The sequence below is a fragment of the Pseudomonas sp. D2002 genome, assembly GCF_013385735.1.
Classification (GTDB): Bacteria; Pseudomonadota; Gammaproteobacteria; order Pseudomonadales; family Pseudomonadaceae; genus Aquipseudomonas.
Window position 1 is genome coordinate 1,085,598 of record NZ_JACAPL010000003.1, and the last position, 16,470, is coordinate 1,102,067.

Consider the following 16,470-nt stretch of genomic DNA (forward strand, 5'->3'; position numbering starts at 1 on the left):
GAAACCTGCCAGATACCCCTATAGATGTGGTCGATTCTGGGAGATTCAAGCGGTGGATAGTTGACGCAGATCAGGAGAGTCTAGCGGTCAAGCCAGATCAGGGAGGCAAACCGACCGGTGCGAGCGCTGCGGCGGTAAGAAAAGAAACGTGGGTCGGTCACGGTGCAGAAACCACCACCATAAACAGCGGTGACACCGCGAGCGGCCAGGCGCAGGCGCGCCAACTCATAGATATCGGCCATGTACTTGCCAGGGTTACGGCTTGGTACAAAGGCTTGGGCAGTGATGGGCAACTGCTGCATAAACGCTTCGCGCACTTCCGGGCCGACTTCAAAGGCGTGCGGGCCGATGGCCGGGCCGAGCCAGACCAACACATCGTCGGGCTCGGACTCCAGGCGTTCGAACGCCGCTTCGAGCACGCCTGCCGCCAGGCCACGCCAACCGGCATGGGCGGCGGCCACACGTGTGCCGGCACGGTTGCAGAACAACGCGGGCAGGCAATCGGCGGTCATTGATGTGCAGGCAATGCCGGGGGTGCTGGTCCAACTGCCATCGGCTTCGGCGGTGCGCGACGGATCAGCTTCGACCACCGTGGTGCCGTGGACTTGGCGCAGCCACGCAGGCTGAATATCAAAGGCATCGGTAAGGCGACGGCGATTTTCAAGAACGGCCTCAAGGCTGTCCTCGACATGATCGCCCAAATTGAGGCTGTCGAACGGCGCCAGACTGACGCCGCCCGCTCGTGTGGTGACGCAGGCTTTCACCCCGGCCGGCGCGGGCCAGTCAGGAATCAGCCAGTCACTCATCCGATAAACGCCTCGCGATCCTGCTTGAGCAGCGACAACAACCAGACCAAATCGTCTGGAAGAGGCGATTCCCAGCTCATCCGCTTACCGCTCGTCGGATGATCCAGCTCCAGGAAACGTGCATGCAGTGCCTGGCGCGGGAAGGATTTCAGCGATTCGACCATGGTCTGGCTCGCCGCCGGCGGAATACGGAAGCGACCGCCGTAGGCCGGATCTCCGACCAACGGGAAGTTAATGTGCGCCATGTGCACGCGAATCTGGTGCGTACGACCGGTTTCCAGCTTGACCCGCACATGCGTGTGGGAGCGAAAACGCTCCAGTACACGGTAGTGGCTGACGGCTTGCTTACCGCCTTCCATCACCGCCATACGCTGGCGCTGCTGGCCGTGGCGGCCGATAGGCGCGTTGATCTTGCCACCTGCTACCACCACGCCGATCACGATGCATTCGTAGATGCGGCTGACGCTGCGACTCTGCAATTGTGTGACCAACTGCGTCTGGGCCTGGATAGTCTTGGCCACCACCATCAGGCCGGTGGTGTCCTTGTCCAGGCGGTGCACGATGCCGCAGCGCGGCACATTGATGATGTCCGGCACGTGGTGCAACAGGGCATTGAGCAAGGTGCCATCAGCGTGCCCGGCTGCCGGGTGAACCACCAGGCCTGCGGGTTTATTGATGACCAGGATGTCGTCGTCTTCATAGACGATGTCCAGCTCGATGTCCTGGGCGACCCATTCTCCCTGGGCTTCCTGCTCGGCAGTCAGCTCAAGAATCGCACCGCCATGGACTATGTCTCGCGGGCGGATAACCGCTCCATCCACAGTCAGGCGGCCGTCTTTGATCCAGGCGGAAAGGCGCGAGCGCGAGTGCTCAGCGAATAATTGTGCGGCGACTTGATCGAGGCGTTGGCCGCCCAATTCGGACGGCACCTCTGCGCGAAGTTCAATTTTATCGGACATGCTCAGACTAGGCGTGGCACAGCCTTTGGTTTCGGCTGCGCGCTTGTGGTTAAATACGGCGTCTTTTGCCCCGAGGCTTTCAACGGGGCGCTCATCATAACAGGACGGCCCCGCCCAAGACAGCGGCCGTCATAGGGACGCAAGCCGCCATGCAAGTGAAACACCTGCTGCTGATCGCCATCCTCGCCATGACTGCTGCTTGCTCGTCAACAAAGGAAGTCGTCGACGAAAACCTGAGCGAAGTCGAGCTGTATCAATTAGCTCAAAAAGACTTGGACAATAATAGCTACACCAGCGCCACAGCGAAGCTGAAGGCCCTGGAGTCGCGCTATCCGTTCGGGCGCTACGCCGACCAGGCACAGCTCGAGCTGATCTACGCCAACTACAAGAACGCCGAGCCGGAAGCTGCCAAGTCCGCCGCCGAGCGTTTTATCCGTCTGCACCCGCAGCATCCGAACGTGGACTACGCCTACTACATGAAGGGCCTGACCTCGTTCGACCAGGACGTGGGCCTGCTGGCGCGCTTCCTGCCGCTGGACATGACCAAGCGTGACCCAGGCGCTGCCCGCGACTCCTACAACGAGTTCGCCCAGCTGACCAGCCGCTACCCCAACAGCCGCTACGCGCCGGACGCCAAGCAGCGCATGATCTACCTGCGCAACCTGCTGGCGTCCTACGAGATTCACGTGGCCCACTACTACCTGACCCGTCAGGCGTACGTGGCAGCCGCCAACCGTGGCCGTTATGTAGTGGAAAACTTCCAGGAAACCCCATCCGTGGGTGACGGCCTGGCAGTGATGACCGAGGCTTACCAGCGCCTGCACCTGGACGCCCTGGCGGCCACCAGCCTGGAAACCCTGAAACTCAACTACCCGGATCACCCAAGCCTGAAAGACGGCCAGTTCGTGCCTCAGGTTGCCGAAGCGGACAACCGTTCGTGGCTGAGCAAGTACACCTTGGGCCTGATCGAATCCCGTCCACCGCTGCCGCCGGGCGAAACCCGCGCCAACCAGGACGTGATGAAGCAATACCAGGACGCCAAGGAAGCCATTCCTTCGGAGCTCAAGCCGCACGACGAAAACGGCGACGTGATCGAAGAGCAGGAGCCGCAGGCCCTCGGCAACAACCAGGACCGTTCGTGGTTCAGCTACATGACCTTCGGTGTGTTCGACTGATTGTTCGACGCAACGCAAAAAGGGAGCCCCTCGGGGCTCCCTTTTTTATGGGCCAGCATTATTGCGCTGTGCGCCTGCTACGACCTTGGCTAAACTGGCGCATTCCTTGTCGAGAAACTGCCCATCATGCTTCGTCTACTGTTCTGGATTGCCGTCATTGCTGCCGCGGTATGGTTCTGGCGCAAATTCAAAAGCCCGGCTGCCAAGCAGCAACGCAGCGGCGAGCCCGACGCAGCCTTGATGGTGCGCTGCGCCCACTGCGGCGTGCATTTGCCGCAGGATCGCGCACTGAGTTCAAACCAACAGTGGTACTGCACCCAGGCACACCTGGAGCAAGGCCCGAAGTCTATTCAGCGTTGAGCCGACCTTCAGGCGCATAGGGCGCCGGGTCGATGATCGGTGTGCGCCCCAGCAACAAGTCGCAAAACAACTGGCAGGATGCTGGCGCGAGCACCAGGCCATTGCGGTAATGCCCGCAATTGAGCCACAGCCCTTTGAGGCCTGGGACTTCACCGATGTAGGGAATGCCCTCCGGTGAGCCGGGCCGCAGACCCGCCCAATGCCCCACGACCTCGGCGTCCGCCAGCGCGGGAATCAATTCCACCGCAGAAGCCTTGAGGCTTTCCAGCGCAGCGTCGGTCGGGGTCTTGTCGAACCCTTCATGTTCAAGCGTGCTGCCGATCAGAATGTGCCCATCACGCCGCGGGATCGCATAGCGCCCCTTGGCCAGGACCATGCTCGACAAGAAATCTGACGCGCACTTGTACAAAATCATCTGGCCTTTGACCGGCTCTACGGGAAGTGCCAAGCCCAGTTTGCCCAGCAGTTCCCCGCTCCAGGCACCGGCCGCCAGCACGACCTGATCCCCAAGGATCGGCCCCGCAGCCGTGTTCACGCCCACGACGTTATCGCCCTTGAGGACAAAACCGTTCACCTCACACTGCTCATGGATAGTCACGCCGGGTAACGCCGACAGCGCCGCCTTGAGGGATTTGACCAGGCGCGGGTTGCGCACATTGGCCACGTTCGCCATGTAGATCGCCTGGGAATACCCCCCGCCCAACACCGGCACCGCGTCGTGGGCAGCCGACACATCCACTTTGCTCAACGGCCGGCCTTCACGGGCAGCCCAAGCCAGTGCTTCGGCCTCGTCGTCCAGGTCCAGCCAGTACAAACCCGTGGTATGCACCTCTGGATCAACGCCCGTGGCGGCGAACAACCGTTGCGCCAGTTGCGGATAAAAATCCTGGGACCAATGCGCCAGAGCCGTAACCGCCGGGCTGTAGCGCCACGGGTACAGCGGCGACACAATGCCGCCGCCCGCCCAGGAAGACTCCTGCCCAAGCCCCGCGCGCTCCAGCAGTGTGACTGCCTGCCCCTGGGTGGCCAGGTTGTACGCCGTCAACAACCCGATTACTCCGCCACCGACAATCACCACTTGCTGTTGCTTAGCCATCACTTGATCCAGCCGATAAAAAGGGAAAAGCGCACTCGGCGCCCACTCATCCAGCACTCTCATCATTGCCCCCAGCACGCCTTGCGCGACATGTCAGGCGCCGCGCCCGGATTGCTGCGCACGCCGGAACTGCTCAAGCTGAACTCACCGCAAGGGTCGCCTGCCATGACTGAGCCGACTGCAGGCGCGGCCACCAGGTGAAATTCCTGAGGGTTTAATACTGCGCTGATTCTATAGCGTTCATTGCCCACACTGACGCCGCTTGCATCAATAAAAGTGCCGTTGCGCGTGTAAAAGCGCTCCAGGTAGTGGACTTGCTCAGACAACAACGCAACGATCTCGGCGCGGTAGGCTTTTTTTACATAGCCGGTATACCCGGGGTAGGCGACTGCGGCCAGTAACGCGACGATCGCAACAGCGATCAGTAACTCGATCAGGGTAAAACCTTGGCAATCCTTGCCCATTGATACGCTCCTTATTGAAGTTGACGCCATAAAACTCGACGAAATTTCGGACCTTGCGCTTCGTTGACCTGCGCATACACCGTCTCCAGCACCGTGCGCGACTGACCACTGAACCCGACAGCCGTCACGCGGAACAACGCGACAGGCGTTTGCGCGGGCAGACCAACCACGCCCTCTGCCTGCCCCAGCGATTGAACGCCATACAGCCCGCCCTTCAGGGCAGCCCAATTGACGGCTGAAACAGGGTTCGCCCCGGCACCCACCACCGAAAACGCCTCCTGCGGGGGCGCGCAGGCGCTGATCGACTGGCAGAGCGGCAGCACCGACCCTGTGCGTTGCACGATCAATTCACCCAGCCTCAGCCCACTTTCAGCAGTCTGAAATGATTGATTACGATGCCAGATGCCACCGGCAATCTTTTGCTGGGACACAGCCCCTTGCATCGACGCCAGGCCGATCAGTGATAACACCAGCAGAAACACCAGGCTGATCACCAGGACCATGCCGGTCTGACGCAGGTAAAAACCGTGATAGCTGAGCATAATCACCCTACCCCAGCCGATTGCGCAGCGCGGCCACGACGCTGTAGACCTGGTCCTGAACACGCCCGGCCGGGTCTCGCAGCGTCATCTGGATGCGCACGCTGCGTATCAGCGACTCGTCCGCCGGGCTGGCGTCATAGCGCACCACACGCGTGGCGCCGGGCTTGGCCGCTACACCAAAACTGACGTCGAACGCCTGAACGTTATCCACCAGCACCGTCCTGGCCGGCGCTGCGGGTGTACTGACCTTCAACTGCCCGGCTTCAAAGGTGTAGGTGAGCTGGCGTAGCGCAAACCGGATCTGCCCAGGCGCCGGTGCTGGCGAGCTGCCCGCATAGGCCTGGGCTGTACCGGTGCAATCGGAGAGCACCGTCCAGTCGGGCTTGCCGCCCTCGCCTCCCGAATCGGCGGTGACCAGCGTCAGTGACCTGGCGCTCCCTGCGGCACTCCAGCTGACCGGCCGCTCAAACGCGGCCGGTGCGTTATCGATATAGGCCGTCGCCAGGCAGCCAAACATGCCCGCCTGGCGCACATCCTGAATGATCTTGCCCAGCACAAACCGCGCATCATCCTGCAGCAACATGGCGGCCTGCTGGCTGGCATGGGTGGCCCGTGCGCTGATGACGACCTGGCTGACCCCGAGTATCAGCACCAACCCGATAGCCAGCGCCAGCAACAACTCCACCAGGCTGAAACCCCGCGCACAGCGACTCATTGCGCCACCTCCCGCGCGCCGGCAATGCGGCTGGTGAGGGTGAAGGTTTCCCGCGCGCCGCGGCTTTTCGCTGCCCTGGCATCGTCCCAACTGATACTCACGGTGACCTCGCTGCCGCTGACCACCACAGAGCCTTTGGCGCTCGCCCCGGCAAAGCCGATGATATTGGCTTCGAAATCATGCAGGTCCAGGTCACGTACGCTGGCGGTAGCCGTACTGGGCGGGCCGCCTTCGTTTCGGCTCCCTTCGTTTCGGCCCCCAGAGTAATCGGCGCCCGAGTTGGCCCGAACGCGGTCGAGCATGTCGTAGGCAATGAAGCTGGCCTGGCTGATCATCCTTGAGCTGTCGGTGTACGTGAGTGCATTGAGCTGGATAACCGCCGCGCCCAGCAGGCCAACGGCAAGAATCAGCACAGCCACCAGTACCTCGATCAGCGTCATGCCGGATTGGCGCCGGGGCAAAGCACGGGCAGCGTTTGTGTTGGGGCAAACAAGCATTACCGTCGTCATCCGTGTCGAAGGCCGAAAAAAAGCAGGAGAAACCTGCTGTGCGGCCCAAGACTAGCGTCGGTTTTGGGCCGGCGCTGCTCTCGGAACAAAGGGAAATACTTTGGACATAAAGGCCATCACTGCACACCCAGAGAGTGGCGCTATACCTAGGCCTATCACCTGAAACACTGACTACGTCCACGGAGGGACGGCACATGAGACAACGCGGCTTCACCCTGATTGAACTGCTGCTGAGCCTGCTTCTGAGCGGCATCCTGGCGAACCTGGCAGTGCCGGGTTTCAGGGGTTTGCTTGAGTCGCAGCAACGACAAACCGCTGCGCAGTCGCTGGCCAGCGGGCTGCGCTACGCCCGCACCGAGGCGATTGCGCGCAATCGTGCGGTGGTCATTCATGCACGGCAGGAGGACTGGAGCCTGGGCTGGCGAGTGATCGTGGACGAAAGCGGACGCGGCCACTCGGACGACAACAACCCAGTCCTGTTGGAACGACAGGACAGCGGGAAAATACCGATTGTCGGGAATGGGCCGGTCAAGAGCCAGGTGCGCTTCAGCGGCTTGGGCGAACCGATATTTTCAGCCGGAGGTTTCCGTGCAGGCACCGTGCATGTGTGCGACACGGGCCAGGCGCAAAGCCTGTTTCAGGTAGTACTTGCACCCAGCGGGCGCATCAGCCTGCGCAGCGACACCACCGAGCAGGCGCTGTGCCGGATGGACTCCGGCACCTCGGCACTCAGAGCAGCGAGCGAACCCGCAGCTCCTTGGGCATCGAGAACGTGATGTTCTCTTCACGACCGGCCAACTCATCGGCGCCGGTGGCACCCCAGGCCTGCAGTTGCTGGATCACGCCGCGCACCAGCACTTCGGGAGCCGAAGCGCCCGCGGTGATGCCGATACGCTCGACGCCGTCGAACCAGCTGCGCTGCATGTCTTCGGCGCCGTCGATCAGGTACGCGGGCGTGGCCATGCGTTCAGCCAGTTCGCGCAGGCGGTTGGAGTTGGAGCTGTTGGGGCTGCCGACGACCAGTACCACATCGCATTCGTCCGCCAGTTGCTTGACCGCGTCCTGGCGGTTTTGCGTGGCGTAGCAGATGTCGTCTTTGCGCGGACCACCAATGGCTGGGAATCGCGTGCGCAGGGCATCGATTACGCGGCTGGTGTCGTCCATCGACAAGGTGGTCTGCGTGACAAAGGCCAGACGCTCTGGGTTTTGCACTTGCAGGTTGGCGACGTCTTTTTCGTCTTCCACCAGGTAGATCGCGCCACCATTACTGGCGTCGTACTGGCCCATGGTGCCTTCGACTTCCGGGTGGCCGGCGTGGCCGATCAGGATGCATTCACGGCCGTCGCGGCTGTAACGCGCGACTTCGATGTGCACCTTGGTGACCAACGGGCAGGTGGCATCGAATACTTTCAGGCCACGGCCGGCAGCTTCGGTGCGCACGGCCTGGGAAACGCCGTGGGCGCTGAAGATGACGATGACGTCGTCCGGCACCTGATCGAGTTCTTCGACAAAGATGGCACCGCGCGCGCGCAGGTCTTCAACCACAAATTTGTTATGGACAACTTCATGGCGCACGTAAATCGGCGGCCCGAAGACTTCCAGGGCGCGGTTGACGATTTCGATCGCCCGGTCCACACCAGCGCAGAAGCCACGGGGGTTGGCGAGTTTGATTTGCATGCTGTGCCTCGTGTCTTGCAGGGCAAGAAATTGGATCGACTCAACTCTACAGGAGTGAGCCCCTGTGGGAGCCGGGCTTGCCCGCGATGCAGACGACTGGGTGTATCAGGTACACCGAGGTGATGCTATCGCAGGCAAGCCAGCTCCCACATAAACCAGCCCCACAGGAGCCAGCGTCGTTGATCAGAGCGCTTTAACGTCGATGATTTCGACGTCAAACGTCAAGGTTTTACCGGCCAACGGGTGGTTGAAGTCGATGGTCACTTGCGCGTCATCGAAGGTTTTCACCACGCCGGGCAGCTCGGTATTCGCCGCATCGTTGAAAATCACCAACAGGCCTTCCGACAGGTCCATGTCCTGGAACTGCGAACGCGGGATGATCTGTACGTTTTGCGGGTTGGGCTGGCCAAAAGCATTTTCCGGCAAAATCTGCAGGGTGCGCTTGTCACCGGCCTTGAAACCGAACAGTGCCGCTTCGAAACCCGGCAGCAGGTTGCCATCGCCGACCTTGAAGGTCGCCGGGGCTTTGTCGAACGTGCTGTCGACCGTGTCGCCGTTCTCCAGGCGCAGTGCGAAATGCAAAGTGACTTCCGTGTTCTGGCCGATGCGTTGCTCAGCCAATACCTGATCAGTCATTGACGGTCTCTCCGGTTTTCTTGCTTTTGAACATGTCCAACGCCAGCATGATTGCACCGACGGTGATGGCGCTGTCGGCAAAGTTGAACGCCGGGAAGTACCAGCGGTTCTGCCAATGCACCAGGATAAAGTCGATCACATGGCCCAGGGCAATGCGGTCGTAAAGGTTACCCAGCGCGCCGCCCAGCACCAATGCCAGGGCGATGGCGAGCCAGGTGTCATCGCGGCCCAGGCGTTTGAGCCAGACCACCAGCACGGCACTGACCACCACGGCGATCACGGCGAACAGCCAGCGCTGCCAGCCGCCGCCATCGGCGAGGAAGCTGAAGGCAGCGCCGGTGTTGTAGGCCAGGGTCCAGCTGAAGTAATCCGGGATCACCACGATTTGCTGGAACATCTCCAGGGCGCCTTCGAAATGAGCTTTGCTGACCTGGTCAATGACCAGCACCAGCACGCTCAGTACGAGCCAGCCCAGACGTCCGAAACGGCTGGTGTTAGGCATAGTGGCGAACCTCACCGGCACCGCTGATGTTGTCCACGCAACGACCGCAGATTTCCGGATGCTCAGGGTTTACGCCAACGTCTTCACGGCAGTGCCAGCAACGGGCGCACTTAGGGAAGGCCGACTTGACCACTTGCAGCTTGAGGCCCGGTACTTCGGTGGCCACGGCGTCCGCTGGCGCCTGGGCAAACGGTGCCAGGCTGGCGGTCGAGGTGATCAGCACGAAGCGCAATTCGTTGCTCAGCTTGGCCAGGTCGGCGCTCAGGCCTTCCTCGGCAAACAGGGTGACTTCGGCTTGCAGGTTGCCACCGACGGCCTTGGCCGCACGCTGAACTTCCAGCTCCTTGTTCACCGCCACTTTGACGGCCATCACGCCTTCCCAGTACTCGCGACCCAGTTCGAAGTCGGCCGGCAGTTCGGTCAGGCCTTCGTACCAGGTGTTGAGCATGACCGATTCGTTACGCTCGCCCGGCAGGTATTCCCACAGTTCGTCGGCGGTGAAGGCCAGGATCGGCGCGATCCAGCGCACCAGCGCTTCAGAGATGTGGTACAGCGCGGTCTGCGCCGAACGGCGTGCCTTGCTGTTGGCGCCGGTGGTGTACTGGCGGTCCTTGATGATGTCGAGGTAGAAACCGCCCAGCTCCTGCACGCAGAAGTTGTGGATCTTCGAGTAGACGTTCCAGAACCGGTATTCGCCGTAGTGTTCCTGCAACTCGCGCTGCAGCAACAGGGTACGGTCCACGGCCCAGCGGTCCAGGGCGAGCATGTCCTCGGCCGGCAGGATGTCGGTGGCCGGGTTGAAACCGGTCAGGTTCGACAGCAGGAAGCGTGCGGTATTACGGATACGGCGATAGGCATCGGCGCTACGGGCCAGGATCTGGTCCGACACGGCGATTTCGCCCGAGTAATCGGTCGACGCTACCCACAGACGCATGATGTCGGCGCCCAAGGTGTCGTTGATCTTTTTCGGCTCGATCACGTTTTTCAGCGACTTGGACATCTTGCGGCCCGTCTCGTCGACGGTGAAGCCGTGGGTCAGCAGCTCGCGGTACGGCGCGTGGTTGTCGATGGCGCAGCCGGTCAGCAAGGAGGAGTGGAACCAGCCACGGTGCTGGTCCGAACCTTCCAGGTACAGGTCGGCACGCGGGCCGGTTTCGTGGCCCATCGGGTGCGAGCCGCGCAGCACGTGCCAGTGGGTGGTGCCGGAGTCGAACCACACGTCGAGGGTGTCGCTGATCTTGTCGTACAGCGGCGCTTCGTCGCCCAACAGCTCGGCGGCGTCCAGCTTGAACCAGGCTTCGATGCCTTCGCTCTCAACACGCTGGGCCACGACTTCCATCAGTTCGACGGTGCGCGGGTGCAGCTCGCCGCTTTCCTTGTTCAGGAAGAACGGGATCGGCACGCCCCAGTTACGCTGGCGGGAGATGCACCAGTCCGGACGGTTGGCGATCATCGAGTGCAGGCGCGCCTGGCCCCAGGCCGGGACGAACTTGGTGTCTTCGATGGCTTTGAGCGAGCGCACACGCAGGGTGTCGCCATTGACTGGCTCTTTGTCCATGCCGATGAACCACTGCGCGGTGGCGCGGTAGATCAGCGGGCTCTTGTGACGCCAGCAGTGCATGTAGCTGTGCTTGATGGTGTCGGTTTGCACCAGCGCACCGACTTCACGCAGCTTGTCGATGATCGGCTGGTCGGCCTTGAAGATGAACTGGCCGCCGAAGAACTCCAGCGAAGGCACGTAGACGCCGTTGCTTTGCACCGGGTTGATGATGTCATCGTTGACCATGCCGTACTTCTTGCAGATCACGAAGTCGTCCACGCCATAAGCGGGCGAGCAGTGAACCACACCCGTACCCGAACCCAGTTCGACGTAGTCGGCCAGGTACACCGGCGACAGACGGTCATAGAACGGGTGACGGAAGTTGATCAGTTCCAGCGCGGTGCCGGTGGTGGTGGCGATCACCGAACCTTGCAGTTCGTAGCGTGCCAGGCAGGCTTCGACCATTTCCTCGGCCAGCACCAGCAGGCGGTCACCGACGTCCACCAGGGCATAGGTGAATTCCGGGTGCACGTTCAGTGCCTGGTTGGCCGGGATGGTCCACGGCGTGGTGGTCCAGATCACGATGGCGGCCGGTTTGGCCAGCGATGCCAGGCCAAAGGCTTCGGCCAGCTTGGCGTCATCGGCAACCGGGAAGGCCACGTCGATGGTCGAGGACTTTTTGTCTTCGTACTCGACTTCCGCTTCGGCCAGGGCCGAACCGCAGTCGAAGCACCAGTTCACAGGCTTGAGGCCCTTGAACACAAAGCCGCCCTTGACGATTTCGGCCAAGGCGCGGATCTCTCCGGCCTCGTTCTTGAAGTTCATGGTCTTGTAGGGGTTGTCCCACTCGCCCAACACGCCCAGGCGGATGAACTCGGACTTCTGCCCTTCGATCTGCTCGGTGGCGTAGGCACGGCACAGTTCGCGGGTTTTATCCGCGCCCAGGTTCTTGCCGTAAGTCACTTCGACTTTGTGCTCGATCGGCAGGCCGTGGCAGTCCCAGCCCGGAACATAAGGTGCGTCGAAACCCGAAAGGGTTTTCGAGCGCAGGATCATGTCCTTGAGAATTTTGTTCAGCGCATGACCGATGTGAATCGTGCCGTTGGCATAAGGAGGGCCGTCGTGCAGGACGAATTTCGGACGATCCTTGCCAATTTCGCGCAACTTTCCGTACAGGCCAATACTGTCCCAGCGCTGCAGGATCTGCGGTTCGCGCTGTGGCAGGCCGGCCTTCATTGGGAAGGCGGTGTCCGGAAGGTTTAGCGTGGCTTTATAGTCGGTCATTTAAGGCTCTTCGGTTAGCGATGGGCGCTAGGTGCGGCTAGTGCACGGGCGGCGGCGACATCCGCATTGATCGCCGTTTTCAACGCCTCAAGGGAGGCGAAACGCTGCTCTTCACGCAGCTTCTGGTGGAAAACCACCGTCAAACGCCGGTCATACAAATCACCGGCAAAATCCAAAAGGTGAACTTCCAGGTGGGCCTTGCCATCACCTGCAACCGTGGGTCTGACGCCTATGTTGGCGACTCCCGGCCACGATTGGCCGTCGATGTCGACGCTCACCAGGTAAACCCCGGTGAGTGGCACACGACGGCGCTTGAGTTGCACGTTGGCGGTTGGCGTACCGAGTTGGCGCGCCAGCTTCTGACCGTGCAATACCCGCCCGGCAATGCGGAACGGGCGACCGAGCAAGCGCTCGGCCAAGGCGAAGTCGGCAGCGGCCAGGGCGTTACGCACCTGGGTACTGCTCACGCGCAGGCCGTCCAGTTCGACGGTTTGCGCGGCTTCGACGGTAAAACCTTGATTCACACCGGCGTGTTGCAGAAAGTCGAAATCCCCGACGCGGTCGCAACCGAAACGGAAGTCGTCGCCGACCTCCAGGTGCTGTACGCCCAGGCCATCCACCAGAATACGGTCGACGAACTCGGCGGCGCTGAGGCTTTGCAAACGCTGGTTGAAGGCCAGGCAAAGCACACGGTCTACGCCCTCTTCCGCCAGCAGCTGCAGCTTGTCGCGCAAGCGCGCCAGGCGGGCCGGTGCCGTTTCAGGGGTAAAGAATTCCCGTGGCTGCGGCTCAAAAATCACCACGCAGCTGGGCACGCCCAACTCGACCGCACGTTCACGCAGCCGGCCCAGGATAGCCTGGTGGCCACGGTGAACACCGTCAAAGTTGCCAATAGTGGCGACGCAGCCCCGATGCTCGGGGCGCAGGTTGTGGAGACCTCGAACCAGCTGCATAACGCGCTTCTTGCTCATAAAGTGGTCGATTATAACCACACCCAGCCCCGGACGACAGGCAACAGCGCAGGCCAAATGGATCGAATCGATAAAACATCCGTTTTATCGCGGCAAACTCTCTATCCCAACGACTTGCGATTGAAATCGCGCAGTCGGAAACCCTGCAGCAGCAACATCCCGAAGTACACCAACACGCCTGCGACCACCAACACGCCCAGGCGCATGAAGCGCTCCAGCATATGGCCCTGGTCCCAGGCTGGCATAAAGTGCATCAGGCCGAGCAGTACCGCCGACATGGCCGCAACCGCCACCAGCAACTTGAGGGCAAACATGCCCCAGCCCGGCTGCGGTTGGTACATCTGCTGCTTGCGCAGTTGATAAAACAGCAGGCCGGCATTGATGCAGGCGCCGGCGCTGATCGCCAACGCCAGGCCAGCGTGGGCCAGCGGGCCGATAAACACCAGGTTGAGCAGTTGCGTGACGATCAGCGTGAAAATCGCGATTTTGACCGGCGTGCGGATGTTCTGCTGGGCGTAAAAGCCTGGGGCCAGCACTTTGATCACGATAATACCGAGCAGCCCGACGGAATAAGCGACCAGCGCGTGCTGGGTCATGAGTGCGTCATGCGCGTCAAACTGGCCGTATTGAAACAGCGAGACAGTCAACGGCTCGGCCAGAATCCCCAACGCGAGGGAGCATGGCAGCACCAGCATGAAGCACAGGCGCAGGCCCCAGTCGAGAATGCGCGAGTATTCCTGACGGTCTTTGCTGGCGTAGGTGCGCGCCAGGGTCGGCAGCAGAATCGTGCCCAACGCTACGCCAAGTACGCCGGACGGCAGCTCCATCAGACGGTCGGCGTAATACATCCACGATACCGAGCCTGAAACCAGCAGCGAGGCGAAGGCGGTGTTGATGATCAGCGAAATCTGGCTGACTGAGACGCCAAGGATCGCCGGCAGCATATTGCGCATCACGCGCCAGACGCCGGTGTCCTTGAGGTTCAGGCGCGGCAGCACCAGCATGCCGATCTTTTTCAGGTGCGGCAGCTGGTACAGCAATTGCGCCAGGCCACCGGCCAGCACCGCCCAGCCCAGGGCCATCACCGGCGGGTCGAAGTACGGCGTGAGAAACAGCGCGAAAATAATCATGCTGACGTTCAGCAATGTCGGCACGAAGGCCGGCACCGAGAAGCGGTTCCAGGTGTTGAGGATCGCACCGGCCAGGGACGACAGGGAAATCAGCAATATATAAGGAAAGGTCACCCGCAGCAGATCAGTGGTCAGCGCGAATTTTTCCGGGGTATTGGCGAAACCGGGGGCGGTGGCCCAGATCACCCAAGGCGCGGCGAGCATGCCGGCGATGGTCACCAGCATCAGTACCAGGGTCAGCAGGCCGGATACATAGGCAATAAAGGTGCGGGTGGCCTCTTCGCCCTGCTGGGTCTTGTATTCGGCCAGGATCGGCACGAACGCTTGGGAAAATGCGCCTTCGGCAAAGATTCGCCGCAGCAGATTGGGCAATTTAAAGGCAATAAAGAACGCATCCGTGGCCATGCTGGCGCCAAAAATGCGCGCCAGCAGGGTGTCACGCACGAACCCCAAAACCCGGGAGATCATCGTGATAGAGCTGACGGCAGCCAACGATTTGAGCAGATTCATTGAAAGAGTTTGCGCCTATAGATAAAGAGCAGGCGAACAAAGCGCCCACTTATGCGATACTGCGCGCCTGCAACAGCACAGAGCCAAAGCTCGCGAGTTTACAGGTCAAGCGCCGGAAATAAATCACCCGCCTCTTCAGATCGACCACTCAGCAGTTCGCATCAGCCGCCCTTGACAACCCATCAAGTCATCGGCATGATTCGCGGCCTATTTTGTTTGCTATTTCCTAAAAAGTCTTTCGAGGAGCTCGACGGTGGCCAACACACCTTCCGCCAAAAAACGTGCAAAACAGGCTGAGAAGCGTCGCAGCCACAACGCCAGCCTGCGTTCCATGGTTCGTACCTACATCAAGAATGTAGTTAAAGCCATCGACACCAAAGACGCTGAAAAAGCCCAAGCTGCTTACGTTCTGGCCGTGCCAGTTATCGACCGTATGGCCGATAAAGGCATCATCCACAAGAACAAGGCCGCTCGTCATAAGAGCCGCCTGAATGGCCACATCAAGGCTCTGAACGTCGCTGCAGCAGCCTAAGTGGTAACAACTGCCGCGTAACCCAGGTTGCGTAACAGTTAAGAAATGCCCCGTACCGAAAGGTCCGGGGCATTTTTGTTTGCCTACAGAATCACCACAGTCTCCTGTGGGAGCGGGCTTGCTCGCGAATGCGGTGCATCAGTTAATGCATGTGCTGACTGACCCACCGCATTCGCGAGCAAGCCCGCTCCCACATTCTTGACCGCGGCGTATTGCAGGCAAAAAAAAACGCCCCGAACCAGTCGGGGCGTTTTGCTACCTATTGATCAAACCACAATCAATGGTGATGACCGCCTTCACCGTGAACGTGGCCGTGGGCCACTTCTTCCTGAGAAGCGTCACGGATGGCAACGATCTTCACTTGGAAGTTCAGGCGCTGGCCAGCCAGAGGGTGGTTACCGTCGACAGTCACGTCGTCGCCGTCCAGGTCGCGGATGGTGACGATCTGCATTTGGCCGTCCGGCGCGGAAGCGTGGAACTGCATGCCCACTTCCAGCTCGTCAACGCCTTCGAACATGCTGCGGCTCAAGGTGCTGACCAGTTCGGCGGAGTATTCGCCGTAAGCATCTTCAGGTTCTACGGCGACGGTCAGCTCGTCACCGACGCTCTTGCCTTCCAGAGCCTTCTCCAGGCCCGGGATGATGTTACCTGCGCCTTGCAGGTAGACCAGCGGCGCGCCGCCGGCGGAGCTGTCGATGACCTCACCAGCGTCGTTGGTCAGGGTATAGTCGATGGAGACAGCCTTGTTAGCGGCGATCGTCATGGGGCGAGACCTTTTGCATAAGAATGAAGAACGGACAAGTCTAAACAAGGATTTGCCCGAAAGCGAACACAACCCGGACAGACGGGGCCGATCAACGGCATCCTTCATCATCGGCTTTCGACAGGATGACGACGGGCACTGGGTCGCCGAGCTGTCCTGCGGCCACACCCAACACCTGCGCCACCAGCCGCCCTGGCAGTCCCGCGCCTGGGTACTCGACCCCGCGCAACGCCTTGAAAAAATAGGCCAACCCTTTGCGTGCGGCTGGTGTGCGCAACAGCACGAATAACGATAACCTT

The 16,470-nt window shown here is 60.9% G+C and carries 19 protein-coding genes; 5 read left to right on the top strand and 14 right to left on the bottom strand.

What is annotated here, in order from left to right; all coding sequences use genetic code 11:
• Positions 1-80: 80 nt before the first annotated feature.
• Positions 81-806 carry a peptidoglycan editing factor PgeF gene (gene pgeF / locus HX783_RS08275; protein WP_177016558.1) on the bottom strand — a complete coding sequence of 242 codons (726 nt, stop codon included), beginning with the start codon at positions 804-806 and terminating at the stop codon, positions 81-83.
• Positions 803-1,765, bottom strand: coding sequence for a 23S rRNA pseudouridine(1911/1915/1917) synthase RluD (gene rluD, locus HX783_RS08280; protein ID WP_005784662.1), 963 nt, complete (start codon positions 1,763-1,765; stop codon positions 803-805). Before rluD ends, pgeF begins: the two co-directional genes overlap by 4 nt.
• Positions 1,766-1,914: 149 nt before the next feature.
• Between rluD and HX783_RS08285 the strand changes: the two genes are divergently transcribed.
• Positions 1,915-2,940, top strand: coding sequence for an outer membrane protein assembly factor BamD (locus tag HX783_RS08285; protein ID WP_159954107.1), 1,026 nt, complete (start codon positions 1,915-1,917; stop codon positions 2,938-2,940).
• A gap of 126 nt (positions 2,941-3,066) precedes the next feature.
• Positions 3,067-3,300: a PP0621 family protein gene (locus HX783_RS08290; protein WP_159954106.1), complete on the top strand. Its 234-nt coding sequence runs from the start codon at positions 3,067-3,069 to the stop codon at positions 3,298-3,300.
• Here the strand turns inward: HX783_RS08290 and thiO are convergent.
• The 5 genes from thiO to pilV all read right to left on the bottom strand — a co-directional run bounded on the left by thiO (position 3,287) and on the right by pilV (position 6,614).
• A complete protein-coding gene (gene thiO / locus HX783_RS08295; protein WP_177016559.1) occupies positions 3,287-4,396 on the bottom strand; it encodes a glycine oxidase ThiO in 1,110 nt (369 codons plus the stop codon). The two genes, HX783_RS08290 and thiO, sit on opposite strands and share 14 nt — an antisense overlap.
• 62 nt (positions 4,397-4,458) lie before the next feature.
• On the bottom strand, positions 4,459-4,860 hold the full coding sequence (locus tag HX783_RS08300) for a type IV pilin protein (RefSeq protein ID WP_177016560.1): 402 nt from the start codon (positions 4,858-4,860) through the stop codon (positions 4,459-4,461).
• A gap of 11 nt (positions 4,861-4,871) precedes the next feature.
• Positions 4,872-5,363 (bottom strand): PilX N-terminal domain-containing pilus assembly protein, encoded by a 492-nt coding sequence (locus tag HX783_RS08305; RefSeq protein WP_371317660.1) that lies wholly within the window; start codon positions 5,361-5,363, stop codon positions 4,872-4,874.
• A gap of 46 nt (positions 5,364-5,409) precedes the next feature.
• On the bottom strand, positions 5,410-6,117 hold the full coding sequence (locus HX783_RS08310) for a PilW family protein (RefSeq protein ID WP_177016562.1): 708 nt from the start codon (positions 6,115-6,117) through the stop codon (positions 5,410-5,412).
• Positions 6,114-6,614 carry a type IV pilus modification protein PilV gene (gene pilV, locus HX783_RS08315; protein WP_177016563.1) on the bottom strand — a complete coding sequence of 167 codons (501 nt, stop codon included), beginning with the start codon at positions 6,612-6,614 and terminating at the stop codon, positions 6,114-6,116. Before pilV ends, HX783_RS08310 begins: the two co-directional genes overlap by 4 nt.
• 206 nt (positions 6,615-6,820) lie before the next feature.
• On the opposite strand from pilV, the gene HX783_RS08320 reads away from it, so the two are divergent.
• The gene (locus HX783_RS08320) at positions 6,821-7,402 is read left to right on the top strand and encodes a GspH/FimT family protein (RefSeq protein ID WP_177016564.1); all 582 of its coding nucleotides are present in this window, start codon (positions 6,821-6,823) and stop codon (positions 7,400-7,402) included.
• Here the strand turns inward: HX783_RS08320 and ispH are convergent.
• From ispH to murJ, 6 genes are all read right to left on the bottom strand, one after another.
• On the bottom strand, positions 7,356-8,303 hold the full coding sequence (gene ispH, locus HX783_RS08325; RefSeq protein ID WP_083360219.1) for a 4-hydroxy-3-methylbut-2-enyl diphosphate reductase: 948 nt from the start codon (positions 8,301-8,303) through the stop codon (positions 7,356-7,358). The genes HX783_RS08320 and ispH overlap by 47 nt on opposite strands.
• Positions 8,304-8,486: 183 nt before the next feature.
• The gene (gene fkpB, locus HX783_RS08330) at positions 8,487-8,924 is read right to left on the bottom strand and encodes an FKBP-type peptidyl-prolyl cis-trans isomerase (RefSeq protein WP_010213263.1); all 438 of its coding nucleotides are present in this window, start codon (positions 8,922-8,924) and stop codon (positions 8,487-8,489) included.
• Positions 8,925-8,931: 7 nt separating this feature from the next.
• Positions 8,932-9,441 carry a signal peptidase II gene (lspA, locus tag HX783_RS08335; RefSeq protein WP_177016565.1) on the bottom strand — a complete coding sequence of 170 codons (510 nt, stop codon included), beginning with the start codon at positions 9,439-9,441 and terminating at the stop codon, positions 8,932-8,934.
• Positions 9,434-12,265 carry an isoleucine--tRNA ligase gene (ileS, locus tag HX783_RS08340; RefSeq protein WP_159954098.1) on the bottom strand — a complete coding sequence of 944 codons (2,832 nt, stop codon included), beginning with the start codon at positions 12,263-12,265 and terminating at the stop codon, positions 9,434-9,436. The genes lspA and ileS overlap by 8 nt, the downstream gene beginning before the upstream one ends.
• A 14-nt stretch (positions 12,266-12,279) precedes the next feature.
• A complete protein-coding gene (gene ribF, locus HX783_RS08345; protein WP_064450635.1) occupies positions 12,280-13,218 on the bottom strand; it encodes a bifunctional riboflavin kinase/FAD synthetase in 939 nt (312 codons plus the stop codon).
• Between the two features lie 119 nt (positions 13,219-13,337).
• Positions 13,338-14,876 (bottom strand): murein biosynthesis integral membrane protein MurJ, encoded by a 1,539-nt coding sequence (gene murJ / locus HX783_RS08350; RefSeq protein ID WP_177016566.1) that lies wholly within the window; start codon positions 14,874-14,876, stop codon positions 13,338-13,340.
• A 253-nt stretch (positions 14,877-15,129) separates the two neighbouring features.
• Between murJ and rpsT the strand changes: the two genes are divergently transcribed.
• Complete coding sequence (gene rpsT / locus HX783_RS08355) at positions 15,130-15,408, top strand: 30S ribosomal protein S20 (protein ID WP_003171647.1); 279 nt, start codon at positions 15,130-15,132, stop codon at positions 15,406-15,408.
• A 277-nt stretch (positions 15,409-15,685) separates the two neighbouring features.
• On the opposite strand, the gene HX783_RS08360 is transcribed toward rpsT, so the two are convergent.
• The gene (locus tag HX783_RS08360) at positions 15,686-16,171 is read right to left on the bottom strand and encodes a peptidylprolyl isomerase (RefSeq protein ID WP_027606858.1); all 486 of its coding nucleotides are present in this window, start codon (positions 16,169-16,171) and stop codon (positions 15,686-15,688) included.
• Here HX783_RS08360 and HX783_RS08365 point away from each other — a divergent pair.
• Positions 16,170-16,460: a DUF3565 domain-containing protein gene (locus HX783_RS08365; protein ID WP_159961317.1), complete on the top strand. Its 291-nt coding sequence runs from the start codon at positions 16,170-16,172 to the stop codon at positions 16,458-16,460. The two genes, HX783_RS08360 and HX783_RS08365, sit on opposite strands and share 2 nt — an antisense overlap.
• Positions 16,461-16,470: the final 10 nt, after the last annotated feature.